At 62.4% G+C, this 19875-nt stretch carries 17 protein-coding genes; 11 read left to right on the top strand and 6 right to left on the bottom strand.

The window, feature by feature from the left end:
* The first annotated feature begins 196 nt into the window (after positions 1 to 196).
* On the top strand, positions 197 to 1585 hold the full coding sequence (locus AC2ISB_RS14710) for an alpha,alpha-trehalose-phosphate synthase (UDP-forming) (RefSeq protein ID WP_486577038.1): 1389 nt from the start codon (positions 197 to 199) through the stop codon (positions 1583 to 1585).
* On the opposite strand, the gene AC2ISB_RS14705 is transcribed toward AC2ISB_RS14710, so the two are convergent.
* The 4 genes from AC2ISB_RS14705 to AC2ISB_RS14690 all read right to left on the bottom strand — a co-directional run bounded on the left by AC2ISB_RS14705 (position 1586) and on the right by AC2ISB_RS14690 (position 8301).
* On the bottom strand, positions 1586 to 3022 hold the full coding sequence (locus AC2ISB_RS14705) for a UdgX family uracil-DNA binding protein (protein ID WP_486577037.1): 1437 nt from the start codon (positions 3020 to 3022) through the stop codon (positions 1586 to 1588).
* On the bottom strand, positions 3022 to 4248 hold the full coding sequence (locus AC2ISB_RS14700) for a putative DNA modification/repair radical SAM protein (protein WP_486577036.1): 1227 nt from the start codon (positions 4246 to 4248) through the stop codon (positions 3022 to 3024). Before AC2ISB_RS14700 ends, AC2ISB_RS14705 begins: the two co-directional genes overlap by 1 nt.
* Before the next feature lie 84 nt (positions 4249 to 4332).
* Positions 4333 to 6612: a methyl-accepting chemotaxis protein gene (locus AC2ISB_RS14695; protein WP_330629452.1), complete on the bottom strand. Its 2280-nt coding sequence runs from the start codon at positions 6610 to 6612 to the stop codon at positions 4333 to 4335.
* Positions 6613 to 6876: 264 nt separating this feature from the next.
* Positions 6877 to 8301 carry an alanine/glycine:cation symporter family protein gene (locus AC2ISB_RS14690; RefSeq protein WP_330629451.1) on the bottom strand — a complete coding sequence of 475 codons (1425 nt, stop codon included), beginning with the start codon at positions 8299 to 8301 and terminating at the stop codon, positions 6877 to 6879.
* Positions 8302 to 8447: 146 nt separating this feature from the next.
* On the opposite strand from AC2ISB_RS14690, the gene AC2ISB_RS14685 reads away from it, so the two are divergent.
* The 6 genes from AC2ISB_RS14685 (at position 8448) to AC2ISB_RS14660 (ending at position 14661) form a co-directional block, all read left to right on the top strand.
* Positions 8448 to 9260 carry a helix-turn-helix domain-containing protein gene (locus AC2ISB_RS14685; protein WP_330629450.1) on the top strand — a complete coding sequence of 271 codons (813 nt, stop codon included), beginning with the start codon at positions 8448 to 8450 and terminating at the stop codon, positions 9258 to 9260.
* A 101-nt stretch (positions 9261 to 9361) separates the two neighbouring features.
* Entirely contained in the window at positions 9362 to 9709 is a 348-nt protein-coding gene (locus AC2ISB_RS14680) for a hypothetical protein (protein ID WP_339109953.1), read from the top strand.
* 142 nt (positions 9710 to 9851) lie between these two features.
* The gene (locus AC2ISB_RS14675; protein ID WP_486577035.1) at positions 9852 to 11969 is read left to right on the top strand and encodes a TonB-dependent siderophore receptor; all 2118 of its coding nucleotides are present in this window, start codon (positions 9852 to 9854) and stop codon (positions 11967 to 11969) included.
* Positions 11970 to 11984: 15 nt separating this feature from the next.
* Positions 11985 to 13373: a PepSY-associated TM helix domain-containing protein gene (locus tag AC2ISB_RS14670; RefSeq protein WP_339109951.1), complete on the top strand. Its 1389-nt coding sequence runs from the start codon at positions 11985 to 11987 to the stop codon at positions 13371 to 13373.
* 63 nt (positions 13374 to 13436) lie between these two features.
* Positions 13437 to 13982: a copper chaperone PCu(A)C gene (locus AC2ISB_RS14665; protein WP_486577034.1), complete on the top strand. Its 546-nt coding sequence runs from the start codon at positions 13437 to 13439 to the stop codon at positions 13980 to 13982.
* A 1-nt stretch (position 13983) separates the two neighbouring features.
* Positions 13984 to 14661 carry an SCO family protein gene (locus AC2ISB_RS14660; protein ID WP_486577033.1) on the top strand — a complete coding sequence of 226 codons (678 nt, stop codon included), beginning with the start codon at positions 13984 to 13986 and terminating at the stop codon, positions 14659 to 14661.
* Positions 14662 to 14825: 164 nt separating this feature from the next.
* On the opposite strand, the gene AC2ISB_RS14655 is transcribed toward AC2ISB_RS14660, so the two are convergent.
* Positions 14826 to 15680, bottom strand: coding sequence for an oxidoreductase (locus tag AC2ISB_RS14655; RefSeq protein ID WP_330629443.1), 855 nt, complete (start codon positions 15678 to 15680; stop codon positions 14826 to 14828).
* A gap of 84 nt (positions 15681 to 15764) precedes the next feature.
* Between AC2ISB_RS14655 and AC2ISB_RS14650 the strand changes: the two genes are divergently transcribed.
* Positions 15765 to 16673 carry a LysR family transcriptional regulator gene (locus AC2ISB_RS14650; RefSeq protein ID WP_486577031.1) on the top strand — a complete coding sequence of 303 codons (909 nt, stop codon included), beginning with the start codon at positions 15765 to 15767 and terminating at the stop codon, positions 16671 to 16673.
* Here the strand turns inward: AC2ISB_RS14650 and AC2ISB_RS14645 are convergent, their stop codons facing one another.
* Complete coding sequence (locus AC2ISB_RS14645; protein ID WP_330629441.1) at positions 16674 to 17429, bottom strand: IclR family transcriptional regulator; 756 nt, start codon at positions 17427 to 17429, stop codon at positions 16674 to 16676.
* 131 nt (positions 17430 to 17560) lie between these two features.
* Between AC2ISB_RS14645 and AC2ISB_RS14640 the strand changes: the two genes are divergently transcribed.
* The 3 genes from AC2ISB_RS14640 (at position 17561) to attM (ending at position 19867) form a co-directional block, all read left to right on the top strand.
* The gene (locus AC2ISB_RS14640; protein ID WP_330629440.1) at positions 17561 to 17698 is read left to right on the top strand and encodes a hypothetical protein; all 138 of its coding nucleotides are present in this window, start codon (positions 17561 to 17563) and stop codon (positions 17696 to 17698) included.
* 119 nt (positions 17699 to 17817) lie between these two features.
* The gene (locus tag AC2ISB_RS14635) at positions 17818 to 18978 is read left to right on the top strand and encodes an iron-containing alcohol dehydrogenase (protein WP_330629439.1); all 1161 of its coding nucleotides are present in this window, start codon (positions 17818 to 17820) and stop codon (positions 18976 to 18978) included.
* A gap of 94 nt (positions 18979 to 19072) precedes the next feature.
* Positions 19073 to 19867: an AttM family quorum-quenching N-acyl homoserine lactonase gene (gene attM, locus AC2ISB_RS14630; RefSeq protein ID WP_330629438.1), complete on the top strand. Its 795-nt coding sequence runs from the start codon at positions 19073 to 19075 to the stop codon at positions 19865 to 19867.
* Positions 19868 to 19875: the final 8 nt, after the last annotated feature.

Genomic DNA, 19875 nt, shown 5'->3' with positions numbered 1-19875 from the left:
TTGGTCCCCTAAGGCTGAAATCTGGCTTTAGAACGGGTGGCAGGGCATTCGGGTCCCGTCAGGAGGCTACACAAGCATGTGACGTTACGACGAAAAACGGCCAAGGAGCATTCGTGATGCCTTGCAAGGGAACAGAGTGCCCGGACTGGCGTTTGGCGCATAATTCAGAACGCGAGCGGGCATTGAGGAGAAGGTCATGGCGGGTCGGTTGATTGTGATATCGAACAGGATACCCACGGGGGATCCGTCTGGCGGGCTTGTCGTGGCGCTGCATGATGCGCTGCTGGCGCGGGGAGGGGTATGGGTCGGGGCCGATCCCGATCCGTCGGAGGAGGGGCGCGAGTGCCTGCACGAGCTGGGAGATGTTCCCTATCGCAAACGTGCGTTCCGGCTGAGCAAGACGGAGCGGCAGAACTATTATAGCGGATTTGCCAATTCGGTGCTTTGGCCGATCTGCCACCGGCGCACCGATCTGATCGAGATAAAATCCGAATATCGCGCCGATTATCTGGCGGTCAATCTGCGCCTCGCCCGCCTGATTGCGCAAGATCTTGCCCCGCAGGATGTGGTCTGGGTGCATGATTACCACTTCCTGCCGCTGGCGATGATGCTGCGCTCGCTGGGGGTCACTAACCGCATCGGCTTCTTCCTGCATATTCCGTTTCCCAATATCACCGATCTTGCGATCCTGCCCCGCCCCGAGGATTTTGCCCGCTGGCTGGCCAGCTATAATCTGCTGGGGCTGCAGACCCGTGGTGATGTGGCGCGCGCTTTAGAGATGTTCCGCGCCGATCCACGGGCGGAATTCCTGCGCGACGGAACCGTGAAATTCGACGAACATATCGTCACCGTGGCCTCTTTTCCGATCGGCATCGATTGTGACCAGATCGAAGCCACCGCCCGCCGCGCCGATCCCGGCCCGTTTGGGGCCGCCAACCCGCGTGAGCTGATTATCGGCGCGGACCGGCTGGATTATACCAAGGGGCTGCCGCATAAATTCGAGGCCTTCGGTCGCCTTCTGCAAGGACGGGTGGACCGCGATGCGCGACCGACCCTCCTGCAGATTGCCTCGCCCAGCCGTGCCGATGTGGCCGCCTATCGGCAGATTACCAATGATCTTCAGGCGATTTCGGGCCGGATCAACGGTCAGTATTCCGAGCTTGACTGGCAGCCTTTGCGCTTTGTGCACCGCTCGGTCGCGCGGGACCGGCTGATTGGTCTCATGCGCCGCGCCGAGGTGGGGCTGGTCACGCCTCTGGCGGATGGGATGAACCTTGTGGCCAAAGAGTTTGTGGCCGCGCAAGCCCCTGATAATCCGGGCGTGCTGGTGCTGTCGCGGTTTGCCGGTGCGGCAGAGGATATGAAAGGGGCGCTGCTGATCAATCCGCATGATCTGGACGAGACCGCCGGTGCGATCGATTACGCGCTGGCCATGCCGCTGGACGAACGGCGCAAGCGCCATGCGGATTGTCTGGCCGTGGTGCGGGACAGCCGGATTTCCGTCTGGACCGACAGGTATCTGGCGCGATTGGCAAGCTGCGTTCCGACCTTGGCTTTGTCCCGTCATCAGGCAGCTTCGGCCTGACTAGGCCAACGGCCAATCGGCGGCACGTCGCAGGCTGGCGGTAAAGGCGGCCTGCCGCGCCTGTGCAAGCTGCAGATCGGGCAGGCGCAGAAGATGCGCGGGGTGATAGGTGATCAGGCAGGGGGTGCCATCGGGAAGCGTCTCGATCTGTCCGGCGCGTTCAACAAGCCCCTTGCCGGTGCCGGTCAGAGAGGCCGCAGCGGTTGCCCCCATCGCCACCACCAGATCGGGCTTGATCAACCGGCGTTCAAGATCGAGCCACCAGCGGCAGGCCTTGACCTCGCCCGCATTCGGGGCCTGATGCAGCCGTTGCTTGCCGCGCGGAGTGAACTTGAAGTGCTTCACCGCATTGGTCAGCCAGATCCGCTCACGGTCCAGCCCCGCCGCGCGGGCGCATTGGTCAAAGAGCTGCCCCGCAGGGCCGATGAAGGGGCGGCCCTTGAGGTCTTCCTGTTCTCCGGGCTGTTCGCCCACCACCATCACCCGCGCCGAGGCCGGACCTTCCCCCGCCACCCCCTGCGTGGCACAGGGGCCAATCGCACAGCGGCGGCAGGCGTCCAGCGCGGGTTTCATCGTCGCAAGCGTAATCTCTGAGGGCAGCTCTTTCGGCGCGGGCCGCAAACGGTCGGCCAAGGCCGCCTTGGGCGTGGGCATCGCGTCCTGCATGGCACGCGCCCGCGCAGGCGCTTGGCGGATCATCTCGGGGATCAGCTGCGCCTCGGGGAGGTTCTTCCAGTATTTGCGCGGCATCTCGGAGGTCATTGCCTTCACCATCAGCCGCGCGGGGTTGAAGATATGGGTGAAATAGGTGCGCCATAGCTCTTCGGTGGCATCTTCGGGCGGAGGGCTGCGGTCTTCGGTCTCGCTGTAACTCAGTTGGCCCGCCTCAAAGCGTGCGGTCAGGCTGGGGGTCGCGATCACCCAATCCATATCGCCGAAACGTTTGGCAAAGAACGGCGTCGCGGGTTCGACAATCGGGTGGTCGGGTTCGAACCATGCCGCAAAGGCGCGGCGGTTGGCACCTTCGGCGGTGATCTCGCGGAAGCGCACGAAGGCATGCATCTTGTGGATGTCGCGCCGCACATGTTTGGCCTGCGCAATCAGCCTGTGAAGGGCAGGGTCCTCGCGGTCGCCCCAGCGCAAGTCCCCGCGTGAAAGCCGCAGCACGATGTCATAGGCGCGGGCAAAACGCTTGGGGTCGGAATGATGCAGCGCGCATTTGATTTCCGCCAGCGCCGCGCGGGGCAGGGTGAGGGTGACGGGGGCCGCCTGAGGCGCGGCCATCCCGTCAAAAAAATCTGGGCCAAAAAGATCGGGAGCCGCCTCGCCCACCCGCCAGAGCACCGCCTCGGCAGGCACGCCCCGCGCCGCCAAGCCGCGCGCCGTCTCGCGCCATGCGGCCACCGTGCCGATATGGGGCAGGATGACCTCTTCCATCAGAAGAGGCTCAGCTGTTCGGGCGGCGGCGCAAACCGCGCCCGCAGGTCCTGCGCGTCAAGGCTGCGCGCGGTCCAGCCGGGAAGGGTGATGAAGGGCCGCGCATGTTTCATCACGCAGCCGATCTTCACCAGCGTTTCATAGCGCAGTACCCCATGCCGCCGCGCCGTCAGAATACGGTCCACCGAGCGCGTGCCAAAACCCGGCACCCGCAGCAGAAGCTCTTTGGGCGCGCGGTTCACATCCACCGGAAACTGGTCACGATGGGCCAGCGCCCATGCCATCTTCGGGTCCACCTCAAGGTCCAGCATCCCCGAGGGCGGCGCGATCTCGCCCGCCTCGAACCCGTAAAACCGCATCAGCCAATCGGCCTGATAGAGCCTGTGTTCGCGCATCAGGGGCGGGCGTTTCAAAGGCAGCAGTTTCGAGGCATCGGGGATCGGCGAGAAGGCCGAATAATAGACCCGCGACAGGTGATAGCCCGAATAAAGCCGCGAGGCCGAATGCAAAATCTCGCCGTCATGCGCTGCATCCGCCCCCACGATCATCTGCGTCGACTGGCCCGCAGGCGCAAAGCGGCCCGCACGGCGGCCCCTATGGCTGCGCTCTTTCGCGGCCTCGCGGCGGTTGCGGACCTCGGCCATAGCGGTGCGGATGGTTTGCGCGCTTTTCTCGGGGGCGTAATCCGAGAGGCCCTTATCGGTGGGCAGCTCGACATTGATCGACAGCCGGTCCGCCCATTTGCCCGCCTCGTCGATCAGCTCGGGGGCGGCATCGGGGATGGTCTTCAGATGGATATAGCCGCGGAAATTCTCCTGCTGGCGCAGCGTCCGCGCGATGCGGACCATATCGGCCATCGTATCATCGGGGCTGCGGATGATGCCCGAGGAAAGGAACAGCCCCTCGATATAGTTGCGGCGGTAGAATTCGACCGTCAGGCTGACGACTTCCTCGACGCTGAAGCGGGCACGCTCGACATGGCTGGAGGCGCGGTTGATGCAATAGGCGCAGTCATAAATGCAGAAATTCGTCATCAGGATCTTCAGCAGGCTGATGCAACGCCCGTCCGGCGCATAGGCATGGCAGATGCCCGCCCCGCCCGAGGAGCCAAGGCCCTTGCCGTCTGTCGACGACCGTTTCTGCCCGCCCGAAGAGGCGCAGGAGGCATCATATTTCGCGGCATCGGCAAGGATGGCCAGCTTGTCTGAGATCGTGCGTTTTACCATGATGTTCATCATATGTTCACACTGATGGACCGGCAAGGGAAATCTCGCGATGTCAGGAAGGGCGGCCGAAGCCGCCCGACAGTCTTAGGCCGCCTGTGTGATCGGTGCGTCTGCCGAACCAAGCCGGAACTGGCCCACCAGATCTTTCAGCTCATGTGCCTGCTGATCCAGTGCAAGGCAGGCCGCGCTTGTTTCCTCGAAGGAGGCGGCGTTTTGTTGCTGGGCACGGTCAAGCTGCCCCACCGCCGAGTTGATCTCGGAAATCCCCGAGGCCTGTTCATTGGCCGAAGAGGCGATATCGCCCATGTGATGCTCGATCACCTCGACCGATTTGACGATCGCGCGCAACGCATCGCCGGCACGGTTGACCAAGGCCACGCCATTCTCGACCTGCACGCCGGATTTCGAAATCAGGGCGTTGATCTCCAGCGCGGCTTCGGAAGACCGCTGGGCCAGACCGCGCACTTCCGAGGCCACCACCGCGAAGCCGCGTCCGGCATCTCCGGCCCGCGCGGCCTCGACGCCCGCATTCAGCGCCAGAAGATTCGTCTGGAAGGCGATGTCATCAATGACGCTGATAATCCGCGAGATATGGTTCGAGGAGTCACGGATTTCGTCAATGGCGGTGATCGTATCGCCCACAACGCCTGCGGTCTCTTTGGCGTTTTGTGCCGCATCCTTGACCAGATTATTGGCTTGGGTCGCGCTTGCGGAGGCGGTCTGGACCGAGACCGTCAGCTCGTTCAGGGCTGCGGCGGTCTGCTCCAGAGTTGCGGCGGAACGCTCGGTCTCGCGCGACAGGCCGGTGGCTGCACCGGTGATTTCTTGCACCCCGCCGACAATCGCATTGGCCGATTGGGTGATGGCCTGAACCAGTTCCGACAGACGCAGGACGGTATTGTTGAAATCCTGACGCAGCTGGTCGTAGCCTTGGGGGAAGCGGTCATGGATCATGACATCCAGATTGCCTTCGGCCAGCCCGCTCAGCGATCCTGCCAGACGTTTCACCACGGCCTCCTGCTCGGCAGCAAGGGCTGCGCGATGCTCTTCCTGACGGCGACGGTTGGCCTCTTCGGCCAGAATGGCCTGATGTTCGCGTTCCTGATCGGCCTGTGCACGTTCTTCGCGTTCCTCGCGCAGGCGGGCGTCTTCCTGCGTGCGGCGTTCTCTTTCGATCTCGCGCTCCTGACGGGCCAGTTCCTGTTCGACCTCCAGCGCGCGTTTTTCCAGCAATCCGTTGCGCAGGGCCTCGACGGCGGTGGCCATCTGTCCCATTTCGTCATGGCGATCCGTCCCCGGAACGGGGTGGTCATATTGACCCTCCGCCAGCCCTTTGACGACATCCAGCATTTTCTGCATCGGCTTGCGGACAACGGTGCTGGTGGCCAGAGCGATCGTGGTCAGTGCCATCAGCAGGATCAGCAGGCCACTGAGGATCGAGGCCTTGATTGCGGCATGGACGGGGCCGGAGAATGTCGCGGCGGGCACATCCAGCACGGCGGCCCATGTGCGGTTCATCCCCGGTGCCGAGAAGGGCAGAACCAGCCGCGTCGCACCGTCGGGCATATCGGAGATGATGTGCATCTTGCCATCTTCCAGCGCGGCATTGACGGCGTCCAGACCCGCGCCCTCATAGGGTTTGCGCTTCTCGTCCGGCGTGGGGGCAACGACCCATTTCGCGCCGGCATCCAAGAGCATCATGCGCCCGCCCTCGAATGTATCGATAGCGCCCAGAATCGTGGAGAGATTGTCGAGCGTGATATCGGCCCCTGCCAGACCCACCATCGTGCCCTTTACCACAACCGGAATGACGACAGAGGTCAGCAGGATCCCCTTCTCTGTCAGATAGGGATCGGTGATCAATCCGCGTTTGGTCGAGGTCGGGCCGGCATACCATTGCGCGGTCGGATTGAGGCTATAGGTCTGGAAATCCATTCCGCCGCTGTCATTCTTGGTCCAGAAGGCGGCAAAGTCGCCTTTCTCGTTCCGGCCCTCCGTGCCGCTGGCCAGCCCGTCCAGCGTCCGGCCTTCCAGCTCGTTCATCCATGATGCGAAGATATCGTCATATTGCGGGGCCAGATCGTGCAGGACGGTGGTCAGGCCTTTGGTCGTGGCCTCGCCGGTTGCAAGATAGCCTGCAAGCGAGCTGGACAGGGCCGTGGCCGCAGAGGTGGCCTGAGTAATGGGAATCATGACCTGTTCTGCGGCACGGCGCGTCTTGATTTCGGCAAGGTTCATGACCTGATCATGCACCTTCCGCGTTTCCGACCATCCGCTAAAGACCGTATAGGCAAGAACAATCATCGTGATTGCAGTTCCGGCGGCCAAGATCAGCTTGCCCGAGACGGTTTTTATGACTCGCATTGTCTACCTGTATAATAAACCTGTACGATAGACATGTGCTCCCAAAGCCCCAAACAACTGGTAAATGCGCGCATTCCTAAGCAGGATAATTTTCAGCGGGGTTGCTAAATCTGTGCACAATTTTAGCCAGAGAGAGAGACCGGCTGCGCCAAAAGCGGTTTTCCGTGACATTTGCCTGCTGCCGCGATGAAAAAAAGGGCCGCATTGCTGCGACCCTTCGGCGTTTCTCCTCCGGCCTTGGTGCAAGGCCCGCGACGGACAGGATCAGTCCCGCTTTTCCCAAGCGCTGCGGTCGATATCGAGATCCGCATACATATCGGGGTCCAGAACCGGACGGTCAATGCCCGCCTTGAGCTGGGCGCGGAAGTCGCGCAGCAGCCGCATGGCCACCGGGAACAGCATCATGATCGCCAGCAGGTTGACCAGTGCCAGAACGCCCATCATCGGGTCCGAGAAGAAGAACACATCGGTCGCCCCCGGTGCCAGAGCGCCGATAAAGACGATGCCCACAACCGCCACACGCAGGATGGTGATCGCAATCGGGTTTTCCGAGAAGACCGACAATGCGTTTTCGCCAAGGTAGTAGTTGTAGATGATCGACGAGAACGCAAACAGCAGAACGGCGATGGACAGATAATATTGCGCCCAGTTGCCCAGCTCGCTGGTGACCGATTGCTGGGTCAGTGCCACGCCATCAATGCCTTCGGCACCCGGTACATAGACATCGCTCAAGAGGATCACGAATGCCGTGCACGAGCAGATCACGATGGTGTCGATGAAGACCGAGAAAGACTGCGTGATGCCTTGGCTGATCGGGTGGCGGACCTCTGCGGTGGCGGCCACGTTCGGCGCCGAGCCCAGACCGGCCTCGTTCGAGAACAGACCACGGCGCATGCCCTGCATGATCGCGGCCCCCATACCACCGCCAACGGCCTGTTCGATCCCGAAGGCGTTCTTGACGATCATCGACAGCACATGCGGCACTTCCGAGATGTTGAGCACGATGATTACCAGCGCCATCGCCAGATAGCCAACGGCCATGATCGGCACGATCACGTCAGAGGCTTTGGCAATCCGGTGGATCCCACCGAAGATGATGATCGCGGCCAGAATGGCCAGACCGATGGCCGTCCAGGAGCGGGCGATATGGAAGCTGTCCAGCATCGCGCCGGCCACGGTATTGCCTTGGAACGCGTTGAAGCCAAAGCCGAATGCCGCAATCAGGCAGACAGCATAGATGCCCGCCAGCCATTTGTATTCCTTGCCCAGACCATGAATGATCGACAATGCCGGACCGCCGCGGAAGCTGTGCTCGCCGGTGCGGCGTTTGAACAGCTGTGCCAGCGAACATTCCACAAGGCTGGTGGCCATGCCGACAAGCGCCACGACCCACATCCAGAAGACCGCCCCCGGCCCCCCGAGCGTGATGGCCACAGCCACACCGGCAATATTGCCGCCGCCGACGCGCCCGCCGACCGAGACCAGCAGCGCCTCACGCGCCGAGATCTTGTCGGCATCCGCCGCATTGTTGGATTTGCGCAGCACACGGAACATCCGTCCAAAGAATTGGACCTGGACGAACCCGGTTGCCAGAGTGATGAAAACGCCAAAGACGACGAGAATGGGGATCAGAGACCACCCCCAAGTCAGATCGCCGATCTTGGTAAAGATCAGCTCTAGAAAATCCATGATATCCCCCTTTATTGCGCGCATAATTTCGATGTCGCGAATTTGGTGCAAACTAGGGATACGTGGGCGGATTGCTATGGTCTATCTTGCATCACGGCGACGCGAACGGATACATAAGTAGCGTCAACTAGCATAAGAGGTGGGCCTTGTCCCAAGATTTGCCACGGAACCTGCGCCTGTTATGCAGCTATCACGCTTCGATCGTCGCGGTGTGTCAGCAATTGGGGGTGAATCGGTCCCAGTTCAACCGCTACCTCACCGGAGAGACCTTTCCCTCGTTGCGGTCCATGCGCCGGATCTGCGACTTTTTCGGGGTTGAAGAGGCCGAGTTGCTGCTTGCGCATGGGCAATTCGTGGAACTGGTGCGGCTGCGGCCCCAAAGTACCGGCGTGCGGGCCGAGCGCGACATCGTGTCCTTGACGGCAGGCGAGCTGCGGATGCAGTCGGCCAAGGCGCTGGTGCCCTATCTCGGATATTATCTGACATGGTATAACTCCATGTCCCATCCCGGTCAGGTGCTCTGCGCGCTGTCCAAGCTGTATGACACACCTTTCGGCGTGAATGTCAAAAGCGTCGAAAGTGTCGGGCGGCCGGGTGCGCGGAAGTTCACCTGTAAATACGAGGGGGCCTGTTTCCTGCTGGGCGACCGGCTGTTTATGACGGTGATGGAGACGCTGACCCGTAACGAGGTGATGCAGATCATCCTCTATCCCAGCTACAATAACCGGATCCGCTATCTTGGCGGTGTGGTCTCTGGCGTGGCGGCCCGTGCTCCGCGTCCGCCCTCGGCGACGCAGATGGTGATGGAATATCTGGGCAAATCGGTTGATCTGCGCGCGATGATGCGGCGCTGTTCGCTGTATTCTCCGCAAGATCCGCGTATTCCCGAAGAGGTGCGGCAGATGCTGTCGGGGGGCTTGCGGGCGGGCAGCCAGCTGGTGGAGGCCCCCGTCGTCTAGGCGGAATACAACCGAAAGGCGGTCCTTGCGGCACGCCTTTGCCGGTAGGGTGGTCGATTCCATCTATCTTTCGGCGCACGGGATCGTGTATGGCTGGGCACATGTTGATCCGTTTTTGGAAAATGCTTTTTATAACGGTCACTGTCGCAATGCTTGCGACGGTCAGTATCGGCTCGGCTTCGGCGATGGCGCCGGATCGGGATCTGCTGATCAAGGCACAGGCCGAAGCGCTTGGTCTTTCGGGGGATGATCTCTGCGGCGGGTCCGGCAAACCCGAGCATCGCTGCCCCTTCTGCCATCTTCTGCCCGATGTCGATCTGCCCGTGCTTGCGGCCATCCGCTGGAGCCGTGTGTTTCAGGCCCAATGGCTGGTGCCTGTCCAGTTCCGCACGGCCCCGCATAGCCGCGACCATGCCCGCATCCCCCGTGCCCCACCCGTGGCGCTGTAATCAGGGCCGCGGCCAGACCTCCGTCTGATCTTCCACCGGAACGCGGCTTTTTCATGCGCCATGCGTAGCCTTTCGCTGCGCGGTTTTTGGGATGTCCCGCATCTGTCGGGCGCGGGTGCGCCGCATGCGGATCTGAGACCGGATGACCATGTTCCATCATTCGACTGCCAAAGCGCTGCTGGCAGGCACGGCCTTATGGGCCTGTCCGCTATGGGCGCAGGAAGACCCGCCGATCCCGTTGGACGGGATATCCGTCTATGCCGCCGACGAGGGGGCAGAGATCGACGGATATCATAGTCTTGCGATCTCCAGCGCGACGCGCACATCCACGCCGTTACGGGCCACGCCACAATCGGTTCAGGTGATCCCGTCCCAGATGCTGGCCGACCAGTTGCCCGCGCGTCTGGCCGAGGTGCTTTATAATGCCAGCGGCGCACAGGGCAGCGTGGCGCTGCAGACGCCCGCTTTCGAATCCACTCTGCTGCGGGGCTTTCCCGCCGAGATCTATAGCGACGGGATCACCAATTATATCAATGCAGGCGATGCCAATGCGCTTGCAGGGATCGAGAGGGTCGATGTGCTCAAAGGGCCCAATGCCATCCTCTACGGTGGAGGGACAGGCACGCCTCTGGGCGGTATCGTCAATCTGGTCATGAAGAAACCCCAGCCGGACAGGTTCGCCACGGCGGCCCTGACGCTGGGCAGCGAGGCCCTCATCGCACCGTCTTTCGATGTGAATGCCCGTCTGGGCCAGACGGCGCTTTTCCGGATGACCGGTAGTGCCGCACGTTCGGGGGCGCAGACCGATGTGCTCGAGACCCGACGCTATGCGTTCAGCCCCGCGCTGACGCTGGGATATGGCGGCGCGACGCAGCTGACGGTTCAGGGCTATCTTTCGCGCTGGCAGCAGCAGGAATATCAGGGGCTACCGGCCACGGGCACAGTGACCGGCGGGTTTGCGCTGGATCGGGACCTGTTCATTGGCGATCCCGATATTCCCGAAAGCACGACCAGCACCCGCAAGCTGACCTTCACGCTGGACCATAGTTTCAACGAGACATGGAGCGCGCGGGGCCAGTTCCGGATCGGCAGGACCAAGGTGGAACAGATCACCCAGATCATCCTGTCGAATGTGCCGGATGCAGGGGATAGCCGCTGGTCGCTATATAATTCCTATGTGCCGGGCGAGCAGACCGAATATAATTTCAACGCATCGGTCGAGGGGCATCTGAGCACTGGCGCCGTCGATCATACGCTGCTGCTGGGCGTCGATTATGCGCGGATCAAAGACTATTCGCTGATGTATATGGATTATGCGGGCAGCGTGGATCTGACCGATCCTGTTGCCTGGCCCGCATGGACCATGCCTGCCAGTCTTGCGATGGGGGAAGGTCATGGCCGTTACAGCACCGCCGGAGCCTATGCGCAGCTGCAATCGGATGTCGGAGCATGGCATCTGCTGGGCGGTGTCCGCTTTGGCTATCTCCAGACCGTCTACGAGTCCGAAGGCTATGGCCGCCGCGATAGCCTGCAGCAAGCCCGCTTGCTGCCACGGGTCGGCGCGGTGTGGGATCTGGCGCCGCAGGTGTCGGCCTTTGCCAGCTATAGCGAGGGCATGAAAGCCAATGCCTTCTATTTCTATTCCGACATGCCCGAACCCGAATATTCGCGTCAGGCAGAGCTGGGGGTGAAGTTTGACCAAGGGGCATGGTCGGGCAGCGTGGCGGCATTCCAGATCCAGCGCCGCAATGTTCCGGTGACCGATCCCGACGACCCCCTGATGCTGAGTTCGATCACCGAGGGGCAGCAACGCTCGCGTGGGGTCGAGGCCGATCTGGTGTGGCAGTCAGAGGGGCCTTGGCGTCTGGTGGCCAATTATGCCTATACCGCCGCTGTCCTGACAGCCGACATCCCCAATGGTGCCCGCGCAGGGTCTTCGCTGGCAGGGGTGCCACGACATTCGGGCGGGCTTTGGCTGACCTATGATCCGCGTGATCCGGCGGGCGAGGGCTGGCAGGCGGGGGTTGGCCTCCATGCGGCGTCTTCCGCCTATATCGACCTTGAAAACCTATATAAAACAGGCGGCTACGCTACGGTCAATGCCTCGGGAAGCTATACCCGAAACGGCATGACCTATGCCTTGGCCATCAAAAACCTGCTGAACCGCGATTACGACCTTCCGTTCTGGAAATATCTCGACGGGCGCGTCGCGCCGGGGCCGGAACGGCAGGTTCTTCTGACGATCAGCAAGACCTTTTAACGAAGCGAGATCCCTATGACGAAACATTCCTCCAAGGCCGGAGCGCGCGCCGCGATCAGCCCGTTCTATTTCGCCGCATGGCGCTGGCATTTCTATGCCGGTCTGTTTGTGGTGCCCTTCCTGTTGATCCTTGCGGTCACGGGGATGGTGATGATGCTGGCCACCGCCTCGTCCAACCAGTTGGGCGATGTGCGCGATGTGGTGATTGCGGGTCCGGCTATGCCGGTCAGCCAGCAGGCGCAGGCGGCGCTGGACGCAATTCCGGGCGGGGTGCTGGACCAGTATGTGGCGCCCGAGGCCGCAGACCGCCCCGCGTTCTTTGCGATCCGCGACGGGGCGGCCATGATGTCGGTGGCGATCGACCCCTATACCGGCGATGTGCTGAACGCACAGGACAAGACCACCACCCTCTATGCCATCGCCAACCGCATTCACGGCACGCTTTTGCTGGGCGATACCGGAGACCGGATCGTGGAAATGGCCGTGTCGCTGATGATCTTGCTGATCGTGACCGGATTGTGGATGTGGCTGCCCAAAGCGGGGTGGCGCGCGATGGTGCCGAACATGCGCGCGCGCGGGCGCAATTTCTACAAGTCGCTTCATGCCAGCCTTGGCACTCTGGTCGCGGTGTTTCTGGTGCTCTTCGCGCTGTCGGGCCTGTCTTGGGCAGGGATCTGGGGCGGCAAGTTCATCCAGCCGTGGTCGTCGTTTCCGGCAGAGAAAACATGGAAGGGCACGCCGCTTTCGGGGCATAACCATGCCTCGATGAACCATTCGGGCTATCAGGACGTGCCTTGGGGGGTGGAGCTGGTGCCGATGCCCGCATCGGGCAGCGCGGCCGGAACCGAGGCGGTGCAGGGGCCGGTGACGCTTGATAGCGTCAGCGCATGGGCGCAGGCCAATGGCTTCCACGGCCAGTACAAGATCACCCTGCCCAAAGGGGAGACCGGTGTCTATACGCTGATGGCCGAGGTCCGTAACGAGGATGGCGTGATGCCGTGGCAGGACCGGACCACCCATATCGACCAGTTCACCGGACATATTCTGGGCGATATCCGCTATGCCGATTACACGCCGATGGCGAAGGCGATGGCTTGGGGGATCGGGCTGCATAAAGGGCTTGTCGGTCCGTGGAATTTCGCCCTGAATTTCGTCGTTCTTCTGCTGGTCATCGCGATCTGTGCCAGTGGCATCGTGATGTGGTGGATGCGCCGTCCGGCAGGGGCTGGCCGTCTGGCCGCCCCGCCCGTGCCGCGCGACATGCCGCTTTGGAAAAGCGGCATTCTGGTGGCTGTGCTGATTGCGATCGCCTTCCCGATGGCGGGGGTCGCGCTGGCCTCGGTGATCGTGCTGGACGTCGTGCTGATTGCGCGCGTGTCCTTTCTCAAGCGCGCGTTCTCCTGAAATCTGTGGCGTCGCATCCTGCGGGGCCAAAGACTGTTTTCCCAACTGATAAAGGATCTTCCTATGAAACTTGTTCTTGCAACTCTTGCTCTGATGGCTTCGGTCGGTCTGGCTTCGGCCCATGAGACCGCGATGGCGAAAGACGCGCAGGGCGCGGCATCGGGGGTAAGCGCCCAGATCGGGGCCATCACGCTGAGCGGCGGCTTTGCCCGTGCAACCCTGCCCAACCAGCCGGTGGGCGGCGGCTATGTGGCGCTGACCAATACCGGCACCAGCGATGACCGTCTGATCGCGGCCCAAAGCCCCGTCGCAGGGGAAGTGCAGTTGCATGAGATGGCCATGAAAGACGGGGTCATGGTGATGCGCCAGCTGGAAAACGGGATTGCGCTGCCTGCAGGCAAGACCGTCACCTTGCAGCCGGGCGGCTATCACCTGATGTTCATGCAGCTCAAAGAGGCGCTGGTGCAGGACAGCACCGTGCAGGTGACGCTCACCTTCGAACAGGCCGGAACCGTGACAGTGGATCTGCCGGTGATGGCGCCCAATGCGACAGGCGGGGCGGCACCGATGCATGGCATGACCCACGCGATGCCGAAAGAGGTGCAGTAGGATGTTCCGCAGCGGCGAACGTTTTGCACTGTTCATGACGGGCCTCGCGCTCGTCATGACCTTGGGGATGGTGGTCTATGACAAGGTGGTTCTGCCCAAATATCGCGCCGCGCAGGCGGCAGTGATGGGGCAGGGGGAATATGTCCTGCAAGCCACCGACGGGCAGGATTTCACCTATGACAGCCTCAAGGGCAGCCCCTCTGCGGTGTTCTTCGGCTTTACCCATTGTCCTGAGGTCTGCCCGACCACGATGGGCGATCTGGCGACATGGAAAGAGGATATTCCGGGGGCGACGGATCTGCGGGTCTATTTCGTGACGGTCGATCCCGCGCGGGACCGGCTGGACCAGCTGCGCGACTATGTCTCTTGGATCCCTGGTGTGATCGGTGTCACCGGCACGCAGGCCGAGATCGACAAGGCGATCAAGGCCTATAACGTCTATGCCAAGAAGGTCGTGTTTGACGATGGCAGCTACACGATGGACCATTCGGCCTTCGTGATGCTGTTCGACGAAGACGGGCGTTATGTCGATTCCGTGGTATATGGCGAGCCGCTGGAGGTAGCCGAGGCCCGTATCAAGAACCTCGTCGATGGCAATCCGCTGGGGCGGGGGTCGGTGCTGCCCAATGATCTTCTGGGTATCCTGTGCCTTGAGGCGGTCAAGATCTTCGGGGCCTGAACCGTTGGCGATGCCTGAACCGCTGGCGATGCCTGTGCCTGCTGCGTGGCGCAGGCCTTGGGATGTGGCGCGCCCGCTCCGCGCCCCCTATGTCGCGAAAGCGGATCTTTAGGGGCGCGGCACAGCCGGACGGGTCAGGGTGTGGCGGGCAAAGGCGCCACCACTCAGAGCGCGTCGAGGGCGGCTTTCTGTTCGGGGCTGAACCGCAATCCGGCGGCGGCGATATTGTCGCGCAGATGCGCCCTGCGCGATGTGCCGGGGATCACCAGAATATTCGGGCTGCGCGCCAGCAGCCAAGCCAGTGCCGCCTGTTGCGGGCTGACCCCCATGTCGGCGGCGATGCTGTCAAGCTTGGCCGATTGCAGCGGGGTAAAGCCGCCCAAGGGGAAATAGGGCACATAGGCAATGCCCTCTTCGGCCAGCGCATCGATCATGGCGTCATCCTCGCGATGGGCCAGATTATACTGGTTCTGCACACAGATAACGGGGGCGATGTCGCGGGCGATGCGCAACTGCTCTGCGCTGACGGTGCTGACCCCGATATGGCCGATCAGCCCCTCGTCTTGCAGCGCGCGCATGGTTTTCATCGGGGTGGCGATGTCGTCTTCGGGGCCACCCATCCGCAGATTGACGATCTCCATCCGCTCCAGCCCGAGGCGCGTCAGATTGTCGAGCACCGACTGGCGCAGAAACTCGGCGTCGCGCCGCAGGTTCCAGCCGCCCTGTGCATCGCGCCATGCGCCGATCTTGCTGACCAGCACGAGGTTGCGGGGATAGGGAGCCAGCGCTTCGTGCAGCAGCGCGTTGGTGACATGGGGGCCGTAGAAGTCGCTTGTGTCGATATGGTCGATGCCAAGGGCCAGCGCCTCGCGCAGGACGGCAAGGGCTTCGGGGCGGTCCTTGGGCGGGCCCATCACATGCGGACCGGCCAGCTGCATCGCGCCATATCCCATGCGGTTCACGCTGAGCTGCGTTCCGGGAAAGGTAAAGCGGCCAGCGGCGGTGGCGAGAGTGGTCATGGAAGATCTCCTTTGTTGTGGCTCAAAACATGGCGCGCATTTGTCTGTTTGAAAATACAGGTCAGTCCGAATAGGCTGATCGGTATGGCGAACAATCTTGATGACCTCGGTGTATTTGTGGCGGTGGTGAAGGCCAAAGGATTCCGGCGGGCCGCGCGCCAGCTTGGTCTGTCCCCCGCCACTGTCAGCGAGACGATCTCGCGGCTGGAGGCGCGTCTGGAGCTGCGTCTGCTGACCCGCACCACCCGCGCGGTCACGCCCACCGAAGCGGGCGAGGCGCTGGCCCGCCGTGTCGCACCGCTTCTGGCCGAGATGGAAGACAGCCTGCATGCGGCCCGCAGCCAGAGCGGTGCGCAGCATGGCCGTTTGGTGCTGAATGTGCCGGGGGCGGTGATGGTGGATATCCTGCCGCCCTTGGTCGAGGCGTTCTGTGCCCTGTATCCGCAGGTCGAGATCGAGATCATGGTGGATGACCGCATGGTTGATGCGGTGGCCGCAGGATGTGATGCCGGTATCCGCTATGGCGAGGCCTTGGCGCAGGACATGATCGCGGTGCCCATCGGGCCGCGTCGGCAGCAAGCGGCGCTGGCGGCGGCACCGGCCTATCTGGCGCGGGAGGGGTGTCCGGCCCATCCGCGTGACCTTCTGCACCATGCCTGCCTGCGGGCGCGGTTCAGCAGTGGCGCGCTGGTGCCCTGGACCTTCGAGAAGGAGGGCGAAGAGATCCGCCTTGACCCGAAGGCGCGGCTGATCATCGGCACGGGCGGGTCGGCGGCCCTGATCGGCCATGCGGTTGCAGGGTTGGGAGTATGCCTGACCTTCCGCAACTGGCTGGAGCCGCATTTCAAGGCGGGGCATCTGGTGCCGGTCCTGCCCGATTGGTGGGAAGAATTCGAAGGCCCGTATCTGTATTTCTACGGGCGCCGCCCGCCTGCCGCGCTGCGCGCCTTTGTGGATTTCCTGCGGGCGCAGCCGCCGGTGGCCGGCCCCTGATCAGGGTGCTCCCAGCAGATGCGAGATCTGGTCGGCGGCCCCCTTGAGCGCCATGCCCAGCGTGGAAATCTGCGCCGCCTTCGCCTCGGGGCGCGTGACCGAAAGCGCCAGTGCCGCCTTCACGTGCCGGCTATGATCGCAGATCGCCGCGCCAAGGCAGATCATCCCCTCGCGCACCTCACCATCATCCACGGAATAGCCACGGGCCTCCTGCGCCGGAAACACCGCCCTGAGGGCCGCCAGATCACGGACGCTGAGACGGGTCAGAGGCGGGGGAAAGGTTCCGGCGAAGGTTGTGGCAAGCTCGGCTTCGGGCAGCGCGGCCAGCAGGATCTTTCCGGTTGCGGTGAAGGGGGCAGGCAGGCGCATCCCCACCTGAAAGGTCACCCCGAGGGGCTGATGGGCCTGCGAGCAGGCGATATAGACGACATTGGCACCATCGAGAATGGTCATGGTCATCGTATAGCCCGCCAGGATCCCCTGCTGGGCCTGAGGACTGTTGAAATAGCGGTGGAATGCCGAAGCCAGATCGGATTTGGCCACGAAGTCGCGGCTCCATGCCAGCGGGCGCGCACCGGTCTGGATGCGCCCCAGCCGGTCGCGATAGATCAGGCCAAGCTCTTCCATTGCGCTCAACAAACCGTGAAGTGTGCTTTTGGGGATCTTTAGGTCCTGCGCCAGACGTGCTGCGGAAACTTCTCCGCAAGCCTCTGATATATAGTCCAGAACGGCGACTGCGCGGCGTAGGGCGGGCACGCTTGCTCCGCCTCTGGTTGTGAATGTTAGCGGTAAGGATGGCGGATTTTCTGTTGACGACACGCCAGACTCCTTCGCACAGTTAATATATGGAATTTGGTTCAATATATTGAACTACAGGAGGCGGCGCAATGATCAAACTGAACGATCCGCAGCTTCTTCGTCAGGACTGCCGAACTGGCGGGGCTTCGGGTGATCACCGGCCGTGGTCCATCCGCCCGTGGTCCATCCGCGTGGCCACCCGTTCAAGCGAGGTCGTGCGGGGCTGAGGGGGCAGGCCATCCAAGCGGGGACGGGCAGGGGCCTGTGAGGGCATCGAAGGATATCTTGGGTTGACATATGTGTGCTTGGCCACCGGCCGGGCAGGTTTAATGGGGAGGATAGCATTATGACACTTACACCCTTCAGTTTCTCGACGGTGGGCGACATCCATCTGGAATGGGGCGGTGCGACGAAACTGGGCGAGCTGCTTGGCAGCCGGTTTCCGGCGCGCAATCTCCTGCTGATCACGGATCGCGGGCTGGTCAATGCAGGGCTGATCAGCCCGATCCGTGAGGCGCTCGAGGCCGCAGGCTTCCGTGTGACGCTGTTTGACGAGGTGGTGGCCGACCCGCCCGAGGCGATCGTGCGCGGCTGCACCGAGGCCGCACGGGCCGAAGGGGTGGATATCGTGCTGGGGCTGGGCGGTGGCTCGTCGCTGGATATCGCGAAGCTGGTGGCGGTGATGATCGGCTCGGATCAGGATCTGTCGCAGATGTATGGTATCGGCAATGTCACAGGCAGCCGCCTGCCGCTGGCGCTTGTGCCCACCACCGCAGGCACCGGATCCGAGGTCACCAATATCTCGATCATCACCACCGGCGAGACCACCAAGATGGGCGTTGTCTCGCGCCAGCTTTATGCCGATTTCGTGCTGCTGGATGCCGAGCTGACCGTGGGTCTGCCGCAGATCCATACCGCGGCCACGGGGATCGACGCGATGGTCCATGCGATCGAGGCCTATACCTCGAAGTTCAAGAAGAACCCGCTGTCGGATGCGCTGGCGCGCGAGGCGCTGCGTCTTCTGGGCGGCAATCTGATTGCGGCCTGTCAGGACGGCACCAACCGCGAGGCGCGCGAGAACATGCTGCTGGGCGCGATGCTGGCAGGGCAGGCCTTCGCCAATTCGCCGGTGGCGGCGGTCCATGCGCTGGCCTATCCGCTGGGCGGGCATTACCACCTGCCGCACGGGCTGACCAATGCGCTGATGCTGGGGCCGGTCCTGCGCTATAACGCCAAGGTCGCCGCGCCGCTTTATGCCGAACTGGCCGATGTGCTGGGCGTCGAGGGCACGGGCGATGCCGCCACCCGCTCGCAGGCCTTCGTGGACCATATGCTGAAGCTCATGGACGACAGCGGGGCGCCGCGCCGCCTGCGCGATGTGAAGGTCACCGATAACAGCCTTGCCATGCTGGCAAGTGACGCAATGAAACAGCAGCGCCTTCTGGTGAACAACCCTGTCGAAGTGACAGAGGAAGTCGCTCTCGAACTCTATCGCGAAGCGTACTGAGTGCTTGTTGCAGGCGGGACCTTTCCCACCTGCCGCAGGAAAGCCCCCGCTTGCGGGGGAGGGTAACGGCCATTTCTATCAAGGGGGTCTTAGAATGACCGATGATATTCGTCTTTACATGTTCCAGAGCGGGTCTCTGAAATGCAAGGTCCATAACATCAAGATGAACGAGGGCGCGGGGGCGGATTATGCCATTCCGGTGCCGTTCTTCCTGATCACCCATCCCAAGGGGCATACGATCATTGATGGCGGGAATGCGGTGGAATGTGCCACCGATCCGCGCGGTCACTGGGGCGGGATCTGTGATGTCTACTGGCCCGAGATGACAGCGCAAGAGGGCTGCGTTGCCCAGCTGGAAAAGATCGGTGTAAAGCCCGAGGATGTGAAATACGTCCTGCAGTCGCATCTGCATCTCGACCATACCGGTGCCATTGGTCGCTTCCCCAATGCCACCCATATCGTGCAGCGGTCCGAGTATGAATATGCCTATACGCCGGACTGGTTCGCGGCGGGCGGCTATATCCGCAAGGACTTCGACAAGCCCGGGCTTGATTGGCAGTTCCTCGAAGGCACGGCGGATGACCATTACGACATCTATGGCGATGGCGTTCTGAAGACCGTCTTCACGCCGGGCCATGCACCGGGGCACATGTCCTTCCTTGTGACCCTGCCGCATTCGGGGCCGATGCTGCTGACCGTCGATGCCGCCTATACGACCGACCACTGGGAAGAGCGCTCGTTGCCGGGTTTCCTTGCCTCGACGGTGGATGCCGTGCGTTCGGTCAAGAAGCTGCGGGTGCTGGCCGAGAAGACCGGCGCGACCGTGGTTACGGGGCATGACCCCGATGCATGGGCTAACTTCAAACAGGCCCCCGAGTTCTACGGCTAAAGCTCGCC

The sequence above is a fragment of the Thioclava sp. NS-SX20 genome, assembly GCF_057380695.1.
Note: the sequence above shows the minus strand (reverse complement) of the source record. Positions and strands in the feature narration are given on the sequence as shown.